The sequence below is a fragment of the Mesorhizobium sp. M4B.F.Ca.ET.143.01.1.1 genome (assembly GCF_004792275.1).
GTDB lineage: Bacteria > Pseudomonadota > Alphaproteobacteria > Rhizobiales > Rhizobiaceae > Mesorhizobium > Mesorhizobium abyssinicae.
The window spans coordinates 41,845-57,395 of record NZ_SRSR01000010.1; the positions used below are offsets into that span (position 1 = coordinate 41,845).

General features: G+C 62.0%; 13 protein-coding genes and 1 pseudogene. 6 read left to right on the forward strand and 8 right to left on the reverse strand.

Going from position 1 to position 15,551, the window contains the following annotated elements; genetic code table 11:
• Window positions 1–24: 24 nt before the first annotated feature.
• The gene (locus EN786_RS23245; protein ID WP_127308722.1) at window positions 25–1,506 is read right to left on the reverse strand and encodes a sugar ABC transporter substrate-binding protein; all 1,482 of its coding nucleotides are present in this window, start codon (window positions 1,504–1,506) and stop codon (window positions 25–27) included.
• 211 nt (window positions 1,507–1,717) lie between these two features.
• On the opposite strand from EN786_RS23245, the gene EN786_RS23250 reads away from it, so the two are divergent.
• The 5 genes and pseudogenes from EN786_RS23250 to EN786_RS23270 all read left to right on the forward strand — a co-directional run bounded on the left by EN786_RS23250 (window position 1,718) and on the right by EN786_RS23270 (window position 6,698).
• Window positions 1,718–2,428: a GntR family transcriptional regulator gene (locus tag EN786_RS23250; RefSeq protein WP_127308723.1), complete on the forward strand. Its 711-nt coding sequence runs from the start codon at window positions 1,718–1,720 to the stop codon at window positions 2,426–2,428.
• Window positions 2,429–2,482: 54 nt separating this feature from the next.
• Entirely contained in the window at window positions 2,483–3,649 is a 1,167-nt protein-coding gene (locus EN786_RS23255; RefSeq protein ID WP_127308724.1) for a mandelate racemase/muconate lactonizing enzyme family protein, read from the forward strand.
• Between the two features lie 59 nt (window positions 3,650–3,708).
• Complete coding sequence (locus EN786_RS23260) at window positions 3,709–5,067, forward strand: mandelate racemase/muconate lactonizing enzyme family protein (protein WP_127308725.1); 1,359 nt, start codon at window positions 3,709–3,711, stop codon at window positions 5,065–5,067.
• Between the two features lie 96 nt (window positions 5,068–5,163).
• A pseudogene (locus EN786_RS23265) lies at window positions 5,164–5,489 on the forward strand (NIPSNAP family protein).
• A 9-nt stretch (window positions 5,490–5,498) separates the two neighbouring features.
• Window positions 5,499–6,698, forward strand: a complete 1,200-nt coding sequence (locus EN786_RS23270; RefSeq protein ID WP_127282694.1) for a mandelate racemase/muconate lactonizing enzyme family protein — start codon at window positions 5,499–5,501, stop codon at window positions 6,696–6,698.
• Between the two features lie 152 nt (window positions 6,699–6,850).
• Here the strand turns inward: EN786_RS23270 and ugpC are convergent, their stop codons facing one another.
• The 5 genes from ugpC to EN786_RS23295 all read right to left on the reverse strand — a co-directional run bounded on the left by ugpC (window position 6,851) and on the right by EN786_RS23295 (window position 12,208).
• Window positions 6,851–7,906 (reverse strand): sn-glycerol-3-phosphate ABC transporter ATP-binding protein UgpC, encoded by a 1,056-nt coding sequence (gene ugpC / locus EN786_RS23275; RefSeq protein ID WP_127308726.1) that lies wholly within the window; start codon window positions 7,904–7,906, stop codon window positions 6,851–6,853.
• A 3-nt stretch (window positions 7,907–7,909) separates the two neighbouring features.
• Window positions 7,910–8,743, reverse strand: a complete 834-nt coding sequence (locus EN786_RS23280) for a carbohydrate ABC transporter permease (RefSeq protein ID WP_210212271.1) — start codon at window positions 8,741–8,743, stop codon at window positions 7,910–7,912.
• 10 nt (window positions 8,744–8,753) lie between these two features.
• Window positions 8,754–9,590, reverse strand: coding sequence for a sugar ABC transporter permease (locus tag EN786_RS23285; RefSeq protein WP_245478072.1), 837 nt, complete (start codon window positions 9,588–9,590; stop codon window positions 8,754–8,756).
• Window positions 9,591–9,746: 156 nt separating this feature from the next.
• On the reverse strand, window positions 9,747–11,009 hold the full coding sequence (locus EN786_RS23290) for an extracellular solute-binding protein (RefSeq protein ID WP_245478073.1): 1,263 nt from the start codon (window positions 11,007–11,009) through the stop codon (window positions 9,747–9,749).
• A 68-nt stretch (window positions 11,010–11,077) separates the two neighbouring features.
• Window positions 11,078–12,208 (reverse strand): mandelate racemase/muconate lactonizing enzyme family protein, encoded by a 1,131-nt coding sequence (locus tag EN786_RS23295; protein ID WP_127308728.1) that lies wholly within the window; start codon window positions 12,206–12,208, stop codon window positions 11,078–11,080.
• 315 nt (window positions 12,209–12,523) lie between these two features.
• On the opposite strand from EN786_RS23295, the gene EN786_RS23300 reads away from it, so the two are divergent.
• Window positions 12,524–13,225 carry a GntR family transcriptional regulator gene (locus tag EN786_RS23300; RefSeq protein ID WP_127282711.1) on the forward strand — a complete coding sequence of 234 codons (702 nt, stop codon included), beginning with the start codon at window positions 12,524–12,526 and terminating at the stop codon, window positions 13,223–13,225.
• Here the strand turns inward: EN786_RS23300 and EN786_RS23305 are convergent.
• Both EN786_RS23305 and EN786_RS23310 read right to left on the reverse strand, forming a co-directional pair.
• Window positions 13,222–14,055 (reverse strand): alpha/beta hydrolase, encoded by an 834-nt coding sequence (locus tag EN786_RS23305; RefSeq protein WP_127308729.1) that lies wholly within the window; start codon window positions 14,053–14,055, stop codon window positions 13,222–13,224. The two genes, EN786_RS23300 and EN786_RS23305, sit on opposite strands and share 4 nt — an antisense overlap.
• Window positions 14,052–15,500 (reverse strand): NAD-dependent succinate-semialdehyde dehydrogenase, encoded by a 1,449-nt coding sequence (locus EN786_RS23310; RefSeq protein ID WP_245478075.1) that lies wholly within the window; start codon window positions 15,498–15,500, stop codon window positions 14,052–14,054. The genes EN786_RS23305 and EN786_RS23310 overlap by 4 nt, the downstream gene beginning before the upstream one ends.
• Between the last annotated feature and the right edge of the window lie 51 nt (window positions 15,501–15,551).

Here is a 15,551-nt window from a genome sequence, read left to right on the forward strand (position 1 = left end):
CGGCAAGATCGGGTCAGGCTTCGGCTAGAGGCCGCCGCCCATCAGGTCTTTCACCTTCTTGGCCGCGTCGTCCGCTGCCTGGTCGACGGTCATCGCACCGGTCAGGGCATTCTGCAGCATGTCCGGGACGATGATGTTCATGATCTCGGGCGATTGCGGCAGCGCCGGGAACGGGATGCCGTATGGCAGCATCGAGGTGGTGACATCGAGGAACTTGATGCTGTCCAGCCGCTCCTTCATCCATTTGGTCTTGAAGCCGTTAAGGTTGCCCGGGTTCGAGCCGGCGTAGGCCATCTTCAGCGACCACTCGGGGCTCGTCCACATGCAGATGATGGCCTTGGCCGCCGGCTCGTCCACCTTGCCGCCTTCGACATATTCGGGCTTCAGGATGTGAATGTTCGAGCCGCCGAACACGACGGCGCGCTTGCCGTCCGGGCCGGTCGGAATCAGGCCGTAGCGCATGTTGTCGATGACGGTCTGGGCCTTGTCCTTGTCGGTGCCGGTCGCCTTCTTCTGCAGGTCGAGCATGACATTGTAGTCGGACGGGTGCGAGATCATCATGCCGAGCTGGCCGGCCAGGAACAGCGGCTGGTTGTCGGCCTGCTGATTGGTGAGTGCCGAAACTGGAACCGACTTATCGCGAACATACATGTCGTAAGAAGCTTGCAGCGCCGCCTTGCTCTGCGGGCTGTTGAGCTCGATCTCCTTATACGTCGGGTTCGCCGTGGCTTCGTCGAAGACGCCGCCGCCATAGGCCCACAACTGAGGCATGAAGCGGTACGGCGTATTGCCGGCATTCTTGCGCGCCACCAGGCCGTAACCGGCGATGCCGAGCTTGTCGTGGATCTGCTTGGAGTACTTGACGACATCGTCCCAGGTCGCCGGAGCCTTGTCCGGATCAAGGCCCGCGCGCTTGAAGATGTCGGCATTCCAGATGAAAGCCATTGTTTCATTGTTGGTTGGAATGCCGTAGGTCACCCCGTCCCAGGTCACGGCCTTCATGGCGCCGGGCCAGAAATCCTCGGTCGAATACCCGACATCCTCCGGCTTGAGCGGCTCCAGATAGCCCTTTGAGGCGAATTCGGTGCCACCCAGGATTTGCAGGCGGACCGCCATCGGCGCTGCATTGCCAAGGAGCGCCGTGCGGAACTTGTCGAGGAGATCGTTATAGGTGAGGGCTTGTTCCTCGAGCTGGATGTTCGGATAGGTCTTTCGGAAGGTCTCGAAGAAGTCCTTGTAGTACTGGCGCAAGAGGTCGGGATCGCCCTCGAACACGCCCTGATACCAGAAAGTCAGCCGCCCCTTGTAGTCGAGCGGGGTGACCTTGCCGCAATCGGCCGCCGTATCAAAATCCTGTGTGCCGGCAATGGAGCGCACATATTCCGGCGACCACTTGCTCAGATCGACCGGCGCCGCACCCAGCGCTGGTGCGGACATCAACGATGCCATTAAGGCAGTGGAGACAGTGCCGCGCAGGACGGCACTGCCGAGTGTAATCCTCGTCATAGGTATCCTCCAGGTTTCTCTCCCATGCCGCTCAGCATCGAGGCGAGCGGTCTTTGCTCGTCGGCCATGGGGATATCTCGTTCAAATGTATCCCTTCGCGCATTTTGTACGTTTTCAGATCACAGATTGTCTGTCAACGCGATAAATCGTACATTGTTTATAGGAACCGTGCGTGATATCGGTCAAAATGTGTATGATTGGGGAACGGGCCTTGGCAGAAACAAGCGATTTCAAAGCGGAACCACCCGAGGGGATTGACGCTCTCGGGGCCTCAAGCGAGGGCGCCTCGCTTTATCAACTGATCAGGGAAGACATCATCGAAGGTCGGCTCGCCGCCAACGAACGGCTGGTGGTCACCGATCTCGCCCGGCGTCACGGCACCTCGACCAACCCGGTGCGCGAAGCCCTGCAACTGTTGCGGGGCGAGGGCTTTGTCACCTTCGTTCCCAACCGCGGGGCGCGCGTGCGGCCTATAGATCAGGATTTTGTCCGGGATATCTACGAGATCGGAGTCCTGATCGAGCCGGCTCTGACGCGATGGTTCGTGAATATGGCTACCGTCGAGGACATTGCTGAGCTCGAACGCATCCAGGGCCTGATCGAAGAGAACAACTTCGCCGACACGTTCAGGCACAGTGAGCTGGATACCGCCTTCCACACCGTGATGTACCAGAGGCACTATAACCGCCATGCCGCCGAGCTTTGGTGGAAGCATCGCGAAGTGCTGCGGGCGGTGAGCCGGCGCTTCAATTTCACGCTCGCCCGGCGCGCCGCGATCATTCGCGAGCACCGAGAGCTCATCGCGCATGTCAAAGCTGGAAATGCGGACGAGGCAGCCGAACTCATTGCACGCCATGTCGAGGGCTCCGGGCGGCATGTCCTCGAACACATGCGCGCGCGCAACGCCGCTCGGGCAGGGTAGGCTATCCGGTCTGGAACGTCGTTATCCCGACCGCATCGGACAAAGGCAGGTGAGATGAAAATCACGAGCATTCGGCCATGGCTGATCAAGTCCGATGCTTCTTATTGGGGAGAGTACCTGTTCGTCGAAGTGACGACCGACGAGGGCGTGAGCGGATGGGGAGAGATCACCACCACCACTAAGCTCGCCAACCGCGCGCTCTGCACGATCCTGCGGCAGATCGGTGCCGCCGTGACCGGCGAGGATCCGGCGCGCATCGAGCATCTCTGGCACAAGGTTTTCCGCAGCTTCACCTATATGGGCAGCCGCGGCGCCGCCGTCGAATGCGTAAGCGCCATCGACATAGCGCTTTGGGACATCCGCGGCAAAGTCCTCGGCAAGCCGATCTATGAGTTGCTGGGCGGACCGGTGCGCGATGAAATCGCCCTCTACACCCATCCCAACCAGGCGAAGTTTACCAGCAAGGAGGCTGTGGTCCGTGAAATTCGAGACATCGTCGAGTCCGGCCACACCGGGCTGAAGTTCGATCCGTTCCCGCACCAGGGCCGCACCACCGATGGACTGTCGCGCGAGCAGCGGGACGGCTACCTCGACGGCAGCATGACCCGCAAGGACGAGCGAGAGGCGGCCGAACTCACAGCTCTCATCCGCGAAACGGCAGGCCCCGATGTCGACATCCTCATCGATGCGCATGGCCGCTTCGACGTTCCCACCGCCATTCGCCTCTGTCGCAGCCTCGAGGAGGCTGGCCAGATCGACTGGTTCGAGGAACCTTGTCCGCCCGAAAGCCTCAACGCGCTCAAGCAGGTGCGTGAGAAGGTCAGCGCCGCCATCTCGTGGGGCGAGCGCGGCCACACGAAATGGGATTTCGTGCCGGTGCTGGAGAACAAGCTCGCCGACTACATCATGCCCGACGTGACCTGGACCGGCGGCATCACCGAACTCAAGAAGATCTCCGCCCTGTGCGAGGCCTACTACATCCCGGTCTCGCCCCATGATGCCGCGGGACCGATAAACGTGGTTGCGGGAGCGCAGGTGATGATGACCGTTCCGAACTTCTACAAGCTCGAAACGTCGGAGTGGAATCTCTCCAAATACGATCATCTCATCGACACGCCGCTCGACGTTTCGAACGGCAGCCTCAAGCTGACGTCGAGGCCCGGTCTCGGTGTCGAGATGAACCGCGACTATCTGCAGGCTCACGAGATCGAGCTGAGTTAGCCGTGCTCGCCGGCCCATGTGCGGGTCACAAGCCCCATCGACCAGAACGAGGATAAGTCATGCCAGAGACGGGTGGAGCCGACGGGGCGCTCAATCGGGTGAACACGAATTCCAGGCCGTCGGAGCTCCGCATCACCGACATGCGGGTTGCCGAAATCGTCGGCGCGCCGTTCACCTCGGCACTGCTCAAGATTTACACCAACCAGGGCATCGTCGGACTTTGCGAAGTGCGTGACGGCGCCAGCGCCACCTACGCGCTGATGCTGAAGAGCCGGCTGCTGGGCGAGAACCCTTGCGACATCGATCGCCTGTTCCGCCGCATCAAGCAGTTTGGCGGGCACGGCCGCCAAGGCGGCGGCGTCTCCGCAGTCGAGATCGCGCTGTGGGATCTCGCAGGCAAGGCCTATGGCGTCCCGATCTATCAGATGCTGGGCGGCAAGTTTCGCGATCACGTGCGCGTCTATTGCGATACCGACGCCGAGAGACCGAGCGGGACCGAAACCGGCAAGCGCCTCAAGGAGCGCATGGACCGCGGGTTCACATTCTTGAAGATGGACCTGGGCTTGATGCAGATCTCCCATGTTCCGGGCGCCGTCGTCGCGCCCGCCGGCGCGCTCGAAGGGTTTCACGCCAATCCGCGCGGCCGTGGCGGCACACTCGAGGAGCGTAAGGCCCGCAACCTCGCCTACGACGCGCAGAACGTGCAGCACCCGTTCACGGGCCTGCATTTCACCGAAAAGGGGATCGACCTGCTCGAGCAGTATATCCACGAGGTCCGCGAGGTCATCGGCTACGAGATCCCTTTAGCCATCGATCATGTCGGCCACATCTCGCTGCAGGACGGCATACGCCTGTCGCGCCGCATCGAGAAATACGCACCTGCCTGGCTCGAGGACGTGATCCCCTGGCAATACACCGAGCAATACCGGCAACTGCAGCAAGCCACCACGGTGCCGATCTGCACCGGCGAGGACATCTACCTCAAGGAGGCCTTCGAGCCCCTGCTCAAGAGCGGCGGCGTCTCGATCATCCATCCGGACCTGCTCACCAGCGGCGGCATCCTCGAGACCAAGAAGATCGGCGATATGGCGCAGGACCACGGCGTCGCCATGGCGATCCATATGGCAGAAAGCCCGATCGCCGCGATGGCTGCGGCGCATGTCGCGACCGCGACCGAAAACTTCATGGCGCTCGAATACCACTCCGCCGATGTCGACTGGTGGGACGACATCGTCACAGGTCTCCCCAAGCCGCTCGTCAGGGACGGCTTCATCACCGTGCCGGACAAGCCGGGGCTGGGGATCGACGACGTCGTCGACGAGGTCATCTCGCATCACCTGCAACCGGGTGTCACGGGGATATGGCAATCCACCGAGCATTGGGACAATGAATATAGCTGGGACCGGACCTGGAGTTAGCCCAGACCACCTTCCCTCCAAGCTCACAAGGTCAACGACCGACCATTCGTGTCGACCTCTCCCAAAGGAGAGGCGAAGAAAGAAACGGACGAAACCATGTTCTACGAACTGCGCATCTATGACTGCCTGCCGGGCAGGCTGCCGGCTTTGCTCAGGCGCTTTTCCGACCAGACGCTGGCCATCTGGGAGAGGCATGGCATCCGCCAAGCCGGGTTTTCACCACGGCGATCGGCGAAAACAGCAATCGCCTCACCTATTTCCTCGCTTGGGATTCGCTGGCCGAGCGTGAGGCGAAATGGGCGGCTTTCGTCACCGATCCGGCATGGCACAGGGCCCGGGACGAGTCTGAGCGCGACGGGCAGATCATTGCCAATATCAGCAGCCAGTTGCTCACGCCGACAGCTTTCTCGTCTGTGAAATAGGACTGCGCCATGAAGATCACCGACCTGCGCTGTGCCGTCATCGGCAAGCACCCCATAGTGCGCATCGTTACCGATGAGGGCCTCTATGGCCTTGGCGAGGTCGAGTTCACCAAGACGTATCTCAAGCCCTTTGTGCTGCATTTCCGCGACGCGCTGATCGGCGAGGATCCGACCGACGTCGAGCGGGTGATGCTGAAGATCCGCCAACGCGGCTCGTTCAAGCCCTATGGTGCCGCCGTTTCGGCCATCGAGCATGCCTTGTGGGACATCGCCGGCAAGGCGGCGGGCGTGCCGGCCTACAAGCTGCTCGGCGGCAAGGTGCGCGACAAGGTGCGTGTTTACAACGGCTCGATCCGCCGCAAACGCGCGGGCGATCGGCCGGAGGATTACGCCGCCGACGTCAAATGGATGATGGAGCAGCCGCAGAACTTCTTCATGATCAAGCAGGGAATCTCGTTCCATTCCAACATGAAGGACACCATCGAGGGCTTCCATTACGGCGTGACGCAGAAGAAGGCCGGCTATCATGGCGCCATGGATCAGGGCATGATCAGCGAGCGCGGTTTCAATCACATGCTCGACTGCGTGATCGCGATGAAGGAAGTGCTGGGCGACAAGGTCAGCCTGGCGCTCGATTGCGGTCCGGGCTGGATGCTGCCCGATGCGATCAGGTTCGCTCGCGCGGTCGAGAAGTACAATCTGATGTGGCTCGAGGACATGCTGACCGGCGACTATGTGCCCTGGGTCAATCCTCAGGCCTATCGCGAGCTGACGACCTCCACCTCGACGCCGATCCATACCGGCGAGCAGATCTACCTGCGGCACAATTTCAAGGAACTGATCGAGACCCAGGCGGTGCGCGTCATCGGCCCCGATCCGGCCGATATTGGCGGCATTGCCGAGCTCAAATGGGTAGCCGAGCACGCCTATATGCACTCGATCCTGATGGCGCCGCACGGCACCGCCAACGGCCTGCTCGGCCTCGGCGCGCTGATCAATGTCTGCGCCACCTTGCCCGCCAACTACGTGGCATTCGAATATCCCAGCGCCTCGGACCCGTGGTGGAACGATATCGTCATCGGCCTGCCCAAGCAGGTGGTAAAGGATTCAATGGTCGACCTGCTCGAAGCTCCCGGGCTTGGGCTCGACATCGACGCCCAGGGCGCCAAGCAATATCTGCTGGCAGAGGACGCCGGGTTCTTCGACTGATTGGGCGTGAAGCCAGCCAGAGCGAGCAGCCGGTGCCGGCGCCAGGCCGGCGGACACAAGATTATCGCTTCAGTCATCGCTGGTCTTGATCACGTCCCACGCGGCGGATGGTCAGCTCTCGTTCTCATGCGGTCGAGGAGGCGCGTGAACGCTCACCGGATGCGTTGTCCGTCTTCGCCGAAGAGCCGCGCCGATGCGGGCGCAAAATGCAGGATGATCTTGTCGCCGGTCCTTGGTTGCGACGACCGCCGCTCCGCGATGATGGTCTCGCCGGTCGCCAGCGTGGCGTGGACATAGGCCGTAGAGCCCATCGCTTCGACGAATTCCACCTTTGCCTCGAGGTCGACACCCTTGTCCTGGTCGAGATGTTCGGGCCTCAAGCCCAGCTGCAGTTTCCGTCCGGGCTCAAGCGGGGTCTGTGCCGGGCTGTCCATCTCTTGGCCTCCAAACGCGAGACGGCCCCCCGCCTGCACAATGGCGGTCAGAAAGTTCATCCGGGGAGAGCCGATGAAACCCGCGACGAACGCGTTGTCGGGATCTTGATAGAGGTCTTGCGGTGTGCCGATCTGCTCGATGCGCCCACTGCGCAGCACGACGATCCGATCGGCCATGGTCAGCGCTTCAGTCTGGTCGTGCGTCACATAGATCATGGTGTTGCCAAGGACCCGGTGGAGCTTGGCGAGTTCCACGCGCATCTGCACCCGCAGCTCGGCATCCAGATTGCTGAGCGGCTCATCGAAGAGAAACACCTTCGGGTCGCGCACGATCGCCCGCCCTATTGCCACCCGTTGGCGCTGTCCTCCCGAGAGCTGGGCCGGCTTGCGCTGCAAATACTCTTCGAGCTGCAGGATCTTGGCCGCGCGCCCGACCTTGCTGGCGATTTCCTCCTTCGGGCGGTGCGCCATCCGCAGGCCGAAGCTCATGTTGTCCGCCACCGTCATGTGCGGATAGAGCGCATAGGACTGAAACACCATCGCCACTCCGCGGTCGGCAGGCTCCGCGTCTGTCACGTCGTCGCCGCCGATGAAGATCTCGCCCCCGCTCGTCTCTTCGAGCCCGGCAATCATGCGCAGCAGGGTGGATTTTCCGCAGCCCGAAGGGCCAACGAATACGGCGAACTCGCCCTCCTCGATCGAAAGCGAGACATCGCGGATAACGTCCGTCGATCCAAAGCTCTTGCTGACCTGTTTCAGTTCGACACGCGCCATCGGCTAACCTTTCACTGCGCCCACCGCGATGCCCGAAACAATTCGTCGCTGGAACAGGATGTAAAGAACAACGATCGGCGCCGCCGCGATGACGATGCCAGCGGTAAACAGGGGTATCTGGTCCGAGTACTGGCCCTTGAGCGCGGAAATCCCCACCATGAGGGTGCGGTGCTTCTGCATGACCAGCAGGGAGATCAGAATATCGTTCCAGCAGCTCAGCGTGTTGAGGATGGCCAGCGTCACCAATGCCGGCGTTCCCAGGGGCAGCATCACGTGCCACCAGACCTGCAGCAGCGAGGCCCCGTCGATCCGCGCCGCTTCGATCAGCTCGCGCGGCAGGCCGGAGTAGAACGCCGTCATCATGTAGACCGAGAAAGGCAGGAAAAATGCGGTGTAAGACAGGATGAGCCCGATGTGCGTGTTGACCAGGTTGAGGGCAAGCATCGTGCGCATGAAGGGCACCAGCACGACTTGCACGGGGATCATCAGCGACGACAGGATGACCGCGAACAGGAAGCGCCGATAGGGAAAGCGCAGCGACGCGAGGGCGAAGCCGGCCATGGAAGACACGACCATCAACAAGATGACCGCCCCGAGCGTCGCAATCACGGAATTGAGGAAGTACTCATCGAGGTGCGCCCGGGTCCAGGCCTGCACGAAGTTGTCGAGCGTGGGCTGCATGGCGAGCCCGAAGCGGTCGAGCATGTAATCGTGACGTGTCTTGAGTGCGTTGTTGACCGCGAAAAAGATCGGGTAGAGGCAGCTCAAGGCCAGCAACCCCATCGGGATCGCCGCGATCCTGAGGGTTAGCCGCTGTCGTTTTCCTGCTCCTGACACGACCTCTCCTTCAGATGTTCGCGTTGCGCGACAAGATGCGAATCTGCAGCCATGCGAGAATGCTCGTCATGAAAAACAGGACCATCGAGACAGCCGCGGCGTAGGCGGGCCGGTTGAGCTTTCCCTGTGCGGCCCAGATCAGATATTCGGGCACCGTCGTCGCCGTGCCGGGTCCGCCGCCGGTCAGCACGTAGATCAGGCCGAACATCGAAGTCAGCAGGCCGATGGTCGTGATCACCGTCGAGAACTCGATGATCGGGCGAAGCTCCGGGATGATGACATGCCACCAGATCTGCCACATCTTGGCGCCGTCGAGACGTGCCGCCTCGACCATTTCCTTGGAGACGGTCGACAGCCCGGCAAGGAAGATCAGCACACCCATGCCGAAGGTCGACCAGCATTGGATCGCCAGCGTCACCGGAAGTGCGGTCGCCGAGTGCCCCAGCCAGTCCACACCGCTGATCCCCGCTATGCTCAGCAACGCGTTCAGATTGCCATTGAAGCTCAGCACCACGCTGAAAATAGACCCGATGATGACGCTCGAAAGAATGGCGGGAAAGAAATAGACGGAGCGGAAAAACGTGCGCCCCGGCACGCCCTGGTGGATCAGGATGGCCAGCAGCATCGGGATGGTCACAAAGATCGGCACCGAAAGCAGCACCACGACGGCGTTGGCCATGGCGGAGCGGAAATTCGGGTCGTCCAGTGCGCGCAGATAGTTGCCGGCGCCGATGAACTGGCCCGGGTCGGTCGACGTCGCGCTGGTCAGGGAGATGCCAAACCCCCAGAACAGCGGAAAGATGCGAAACACCAGGACAAGCAGGATGGCCGGAAGCAGGAACAGCACCGCAACGCGCGCCTCTGCCCGGCGGCTCCGGCCTGGGCGGGTACGGGTCCGCGCGGCTTGGCCTGTCTGGTGTAACGAATTGGCGGTCATGGGCACGTCACTGATGCGGGGACGGGGGCGCGTCGCAGCGCCCCCACTGTCTGCGTGAGAAGATTGCTATTGCGGCTTGGCTTCAGCCTGGACCTTGTCGAGCGCCGCCGCAGCCTGGTCCACGGTGGCTTCACCGTTGAACAGGAGCTGGCTCTGGTGGTGCCATTCATCGAGCTCGGCCGCTGAAGAATTGGCATGCGTGGTCGGAACGGCTCTGGTCGCAAGCCAGCCCATGATCTGCTTGAGGCCAGGGCTGTCAATGCCGGATGTGTTGACTTCGGTGTTTGCTGGCACCGAGCCGGTGTCGTTGACCAGGTATGACAGGACTTCCGGCGAGGCGAGGATTCGCACCGCGTCGACGGCGAGATCGATGTTCGCGGAGTCCTTGTTCACGCCGTAGCCAACGCCGCCGTCGAGCGGAACGCCGGGGGCACCTTCATGCTGATCGGCAGCAACGGTCGGCGAGGGCATGGGATAGACCCCGACCTTTTCGACGCCCATGTTGGTTTCGAACTGCTTCCAATGCGCGACGTTGGAGAGCAGACCCATCACGTTGGCTCCGACACCTTGCTCGAAGAGGGCAAACTCATCCATGAACATGGTCTGCGAGTTGCCGCCCTCCTGGTACCAGCCATTCTTGGCGGTATCGACCCAGGCCTGCAGGATCGCCTTGATCGGCGGATCCGACCAATGGAGCTTGCCTGCCAGCCAATCGGCCTGTTGCTGCGTGGTCAGCGACTGGTTCGCGGCTTCCGAAAGGAAGAACTCGGCGTTGTAGCCTTCCTTGTTGGCCATCATGAAGCAGGCGGGTTTACCCTGCGCCTTGAAGGCGTCGCAGACCTTGGTCAGTTCGGCCCAACTCGTCGGCGGCTTCTCCGGATCGAGCCCTGCGGCCTTGTAAAGCGCCTTGTTGTAGTAGACGACGTGACCCTGCAGCGTCGTCGGGATGAAGTACAGCTTGCCGTCAGGTCCGGTGAACGCGGACTTTCCAACGAGCTTCGGGATCAGGTCGGGCAGCTTGTCGTCGAGCGGGATTAGCCCGCCGACCAGGGCCTTGGCCTGGGCGCCGCCATTGGCCCAGATGACGTCGGGGCCGGCCTTCGAAGCGAGCGCCGTGCCCAGCAGCGTGTAGTACTCGGCGTCCGGTTGAGACAGGAGGTTGAGAGTTGCTCCCGGGTGCGCGGCCTCGAATGCAGCCTTCGCGTGATCGTAGTATGTCGCGTGGGCGGCATCGTCCACGTTGACGTCCCAGACGGTGATCTCCTGGGCCAGCGCCGGCGACGCCACCACCATGGTCGCAATTGCGGTCAATATCTTCAGCTTCTGCACGTCATTCCTCCCTTTTTATCTACCAGGCCTTCGCTTCATCCAGCGCTCGCTGCGAGTTTGGGACCACGTCAACCCGCGGGGTTGACGGGTGCATCACCAAGGTCTTCGCGCGACAGGATTTCGGGGCGCGTCCAATCCAGACGCCCGGTCTCCGACAAGACCAGCCCATGGCCCGTTCGATCGGGCGCATGAATCCAGCCGTCATGAATTTCGATTGTTTGCTCGACCAGGTGATCGAAGTTCTGGAACGAGTATTCGAGCCACTCGACTTCGGGCAGCGCACAGGCCATGTGTACGCCGATTTCGAGAAACGTATTGCCAAGCGTCACCGGGACGCCGAGTTCGGCTGCCAGCCAGCCGATGCGCATCACGTCCGTCACCTGCCCATGGACATTCAGCATGTCGGTAGCGCCGGCCTGCATCAACAGCCGCTTGCCGGCCGCATCAAGGTATTCGCCTGAATTGATCATGGTCCACGGCGTTGCCGCCTTGAGGTTGCGAAGTCCGTCGAAGTCGTGGCGCAGGATAGGGTCCTCGACCCAAAGCAGATCAAAGCCAAGGCTATGAATTTTCTGCAGTTTTACCGATGCCTCCTTGGCCCCCCAAGCCTCGTTTGCATCAATCATGATCGACGAGCCGGGCCGCACCGTCTTTCTCAACAGCTCCAGCCGGGACAAATCCCGGCCGAAATCGGGATGCCCCACCTTGATCTTGAACGCGCGATAACCAAGCGCCTCGGCATGGGCAAAGAACGCCTGGAATTCATCGTCGCTGAGGTGGAAATCGAGACCGGATGCGTAGGCTTTCACGCGTTTGCGCCGGCTCCCCAGGAGCTCGTGCAACGGCAGGCCGACCAGCTTCGCACTCAGATCCCACAAAGCAACCTGGAGGGCTTCCTCGAAAGGCAAGCCGAAGGCGCGCCTGTTTCCGCCGCGCGGCCGCTGGACTCGATGCACGAGCGCCAAAGGCGATTGCCCTGCGAGATCGGGCCAGGCCTCCTCTTCAAAAACCCGTACGATCTCCGCCTGGTCTGGTAGCGGGTGAAACAAGCTCTGGATAAAGCCCAGGCCGACCAGGCCATTCTCGGCAACGAGCTCAAGCGCGGCCACGTGCGCCGTATCGATGCGGACCTGACTGTCACCGATGGTCCGGTCACGAGCGAATTGATAGCGGGTAATGCGGTACTCGGCGATGCGCATACTGGCTCTCTGATATCTCAGAATGCGCTTTAGATATTTCAGTTTTGGACAAGAGGCAAGTTGCCAGGCGCAAAACTGTCGGGCAGGCAAGCACGCAAATGCAGCAGGCTACGCTTCGTCAACGGGTTGGCGGCCCAGGCTCGTTGGCGCCCGACGACCTCCAGGCAGCCCGGGATACCGGTTGCGCTCAACGCAAGACCCCGGTCAGCCGTATCCTGCAAAGGTGCATTGATAACCGGCAATGCGATACTTTACGATGGCACGGCCAGTAATGTTTCAGAATCATGCTTAGATATTTCAGAGGCGAGGGTCAAAGTGGCGCAGCACGACGATCAGTCCGATGGGGCCGCCGGGGCGGCAGCCGGCCAACGCCTTGGCGATCGTGCCTACACGCGCATTCTTGAGACGCTGTTTGAGCGGAAGATCCCCGCGGGCGCCTTTCTGTCGCAAGGCGATCTTGTCGAAATGCTGCAAATCCCGGTTGCGCCGCTGCGCGACGCGCTCAAGCTGCTCGAGGCGGAGGGGATCGTCATCATCCATTCGCGCTCGGGCATCCAGTTCGTCAAGCCCGGGTTCGAACTGACCAGGTCGACCTACCAGTTTCGCAGCATTCTGGAGCGCGCGGCGACAGGGGTTTACGCGCAAACCGCGGACGAGGCGGATCTGGCGGAACTGGAAAGACGTCATTTGGCGGTCATCGAGGAGATCGAGCGCGGTGGGCTCACCGACCTGGTCAGGGCCGACCTCGAGCAACTCGAGACCTTGCTGCATCACTCCATCATTGCCAGCCTGAACAATCCATTGATCGACAGTTCCTACAAGCGGCTTCACAACTACGTCCGGCTGATCCGGCTGGACAGAAAGGTCACCGTGCCTCTCGTGCTGCAATCCCTGCGCGAGCACATGCAGGTCATCCTGGCATGCAAGGCACGCGACCCGGAGGCAGCTGCGGCGGCAATGCAGGCGCATCTGGCCTCCGCCCTGCAGCGCGGTCTTGGGCTCTACTACGGCTACTAGGCTGAATGAGATCCCACGAGGCGGGCCAATAGTGACGCGGCTTCGGTGCCCGCCACGCCAAGGTCGCGGACGCTGCTCATGTGATTGGCCGCCGCAAGGGTCGTGCGCGAGACAGTCAGCCCTTGCTCTTCCAGGTGACTCGTGAACATCGCGGCCTGGCTGTGGAAGGGCGGCGTCTCATCGGCGCCGACCGAGATCCCTACGGCCACGGATGGATCGAAGCTGTGGTTGATCGGCGAGAACCGGCGGGCTTCTTCGTCGGTGATCGCGATCTCGGCGGCAAGGAATGACATCTGCAACGGCTTCAGGTCGTAAAGGCCGCCGAGCAGCAGCGCAGCTTTGATGCCGGACGGCCGGCTGTCGCCGTCGAAAAGCATCGTCGCCAGATGCGCGCCGGCGGAATGACCGCTGACCGTCAGCAGGTCGGGATCGCCGCCATGGTCCGCGATATGGTCAAGCACCCATCGCTTGGCGCGGCGCACCTGGTCGACGATTTTTGCCATCCTGACAGCCGGCATCAGCGCATAGTCGACGATGACTGCGATCGCACCGGCGTTCGTGACGGTCTCGGCGACATAAGAATAATCACGCTTGGAGAACATGCGCCAATAGCCGCCGTGAATGAACATATGCACCGGCAGGCGGTCCCGCTTGCCCTCGGGAAAGAACAGGTCGATGGTCTCGGTGGCGTCATCTCCGTAGGCGACATCGCCGACCATTGGCACGTTCGCCCTGCTATCTTCGCTTCTGCGCACGATCTCGGCGACGATGTCGTCGAACTCGACCACATGATCGCGAATGCGAAACGGATCTTTGGCGTGTCCGCTCACAGGGTCACGGCGATGTACTTCGCCTCCATGAACTCGGCAACGCCGTGCTTTTGACCGCCTTCGCGGCCCAGTCCGCTCTGCTTGACGCCGCCAAAGGGCGCCGCCGGATCCGACATCAGGCCGCGGTTCAGGGCGATCATTCCCGACTCGATCTTCGATGCCACGCGCATCCCCTTGGCCAGGTCGCGCGTGTAGACATAGGCAGCGAGACCGTATTCGGTGTCGTTGGCCCTCGCAATGGCGTCCGCCTCGCTGTCGAAGCGCATGATCGGAGCCACGGGACCGAATATTTCCTCATGCATCATGGCGGCGTCAGCGGAAACGTCGCGAAGCACCGTTGGCGGGTAGAAGTAGCCTTTGCCTTCGGCGATCGCTCCGCCGCACAGAACCTTGGCGCCACGGGCGACCGCGTCCCGGACGAGACGATCGATCTTGTCCACGGCCTTGCTGGTGATCATCGGGCCGCACTCGGTTTCCGTGTGTGTGCCAGGACCTACATTGAGGGCGGCCATGCGTTTGCGCAGCGCATCGGCGAAGGCATCATGGATGCCGGCCTGAACGTAAAGCCGATTGGCGGCGGTGCAGGCCTCGCCGGCATTGCGCATCTTGGCAACCATCGCACCGTCGAGCGCTGCTTCCAGGTCGGCGTCGTCGAAGACGATGAACGGTGCATTGCCGCCAAGTTCCATCGAACAGGAGATGACATGCTTGGCGGCTTCGGCCAGGAGCACCCGGCCGACACCGGTCGAGCCGGTGAATGACAGTTTCCGCACGCGCGGATCGGCCAGCATGGCCGCCGTCACCGGTCCGGGCGTCGAGGTCGTGAGCACGTTTACGACGCCGGGCGGCACGCCAGCCTCCTCGTAGAGCGCTGCCAGCGCATAGGCCGTCAGCGGCGTCTCGCTAGCGGGCTTCAAAATCACTGTGCAGCCGGCCGCGAGCGCCGGCGCGATCTTGCGCGTCGCCATGGCGGCGGGAAAATTCCATGGCGTGATGAGCACGCAAATGCCGATGGGCTGGTAGTCGACAATGATGCGGTTGGCGCCCGAGGGCGCAAGGCCGAACTCGCCGCTGATGCGGACCGCCTCCTCGGCATTCCAGCGAAAGAACTCGGCGGCGTAGGCGACCTCGCTGCGCGCGTCACGCAGCGCCTTGCCGTTCTCCAGCGAGATCAGCGCAGCCAGTATCTCCGCCCGTTCGGTCATCAGTTCGAAGCAGCGCCGCAGGATTTCCGAACGCCTGCGTGGCGAGGTCTCGCGCCAGCCGGCCGCTGCCTTCGAGGCCGCGTTGACGGCTGCGGCCGCGTCGGCAAGCGTGGCATCGGGAACCACCGCGATCACGGCTTCGGTTGATGGATCGACCACTTCGATCACGCGGCCCTCCGACGAGGGCTGCCAGCGTCCGCCAATGTAGAGACCGTGCGAGACCGTGGCGTAATCGAACATATCTTGATCCTCGTCGGATATGCCTGCGGCGATATTCATGGGGTGAACTCC

What these genes read in the sequence shown, in the direction of transcription:
- EN786_RS23245 (WP_127308722.1), bottom strand. Translation starts at nt 1,506, where the DNA reads ATGACGAGGATTACACTCGGCAGTGCCGTCCTGCGCGGCACTGTCTCC.
- EN786_RS23255 (WP_127308724.1), top strand. Translation starts at nt 2,483, where the DNA reads ATGAAAATCACGAGCATTCGGCCATGGCTGATCAAGTCCGATGCTTCT.
- EN786_RS23260 (WP_127308725.1), top strand. Translation starts at nt 3,709, where the DNA reads ATGCCAGAGACGGGTGGAGCCGACGGGGCGCTCAATCGGGTGAACACG.
- EN786_RS23270 (WP_127282694.1), top strand. Translation starts at nt 5,499, where the DNA reads ATGAAGATCACCGACCTGCGCTGTGCCGTCATCGGCAAGCACCCCATA.
- ugpC (WP_127308726.1), bottom strand. Translation starts at nt 7,906, where the DNA reads ATGGCGCGTGTCGAACTGAAACAGGTCAGCAAGAGCTTTGGATCGACG.
- EN786_RS23295 (WP_127308728.1), bottom strand. Translation starts at nt 12,208, where the DNA reads ATGCGCATCGCCGAGTACCGCATTACCCGCTATCAATTCGCTCGTGAC.
- EN786_RS23310 (WP_245478075.1), bottom strand. Translation starts at nt 15,500, where the DNA reads ATGTTCGATTACGCCACGGTCTCGCACGGTCTCTACATTGGCGGACGC.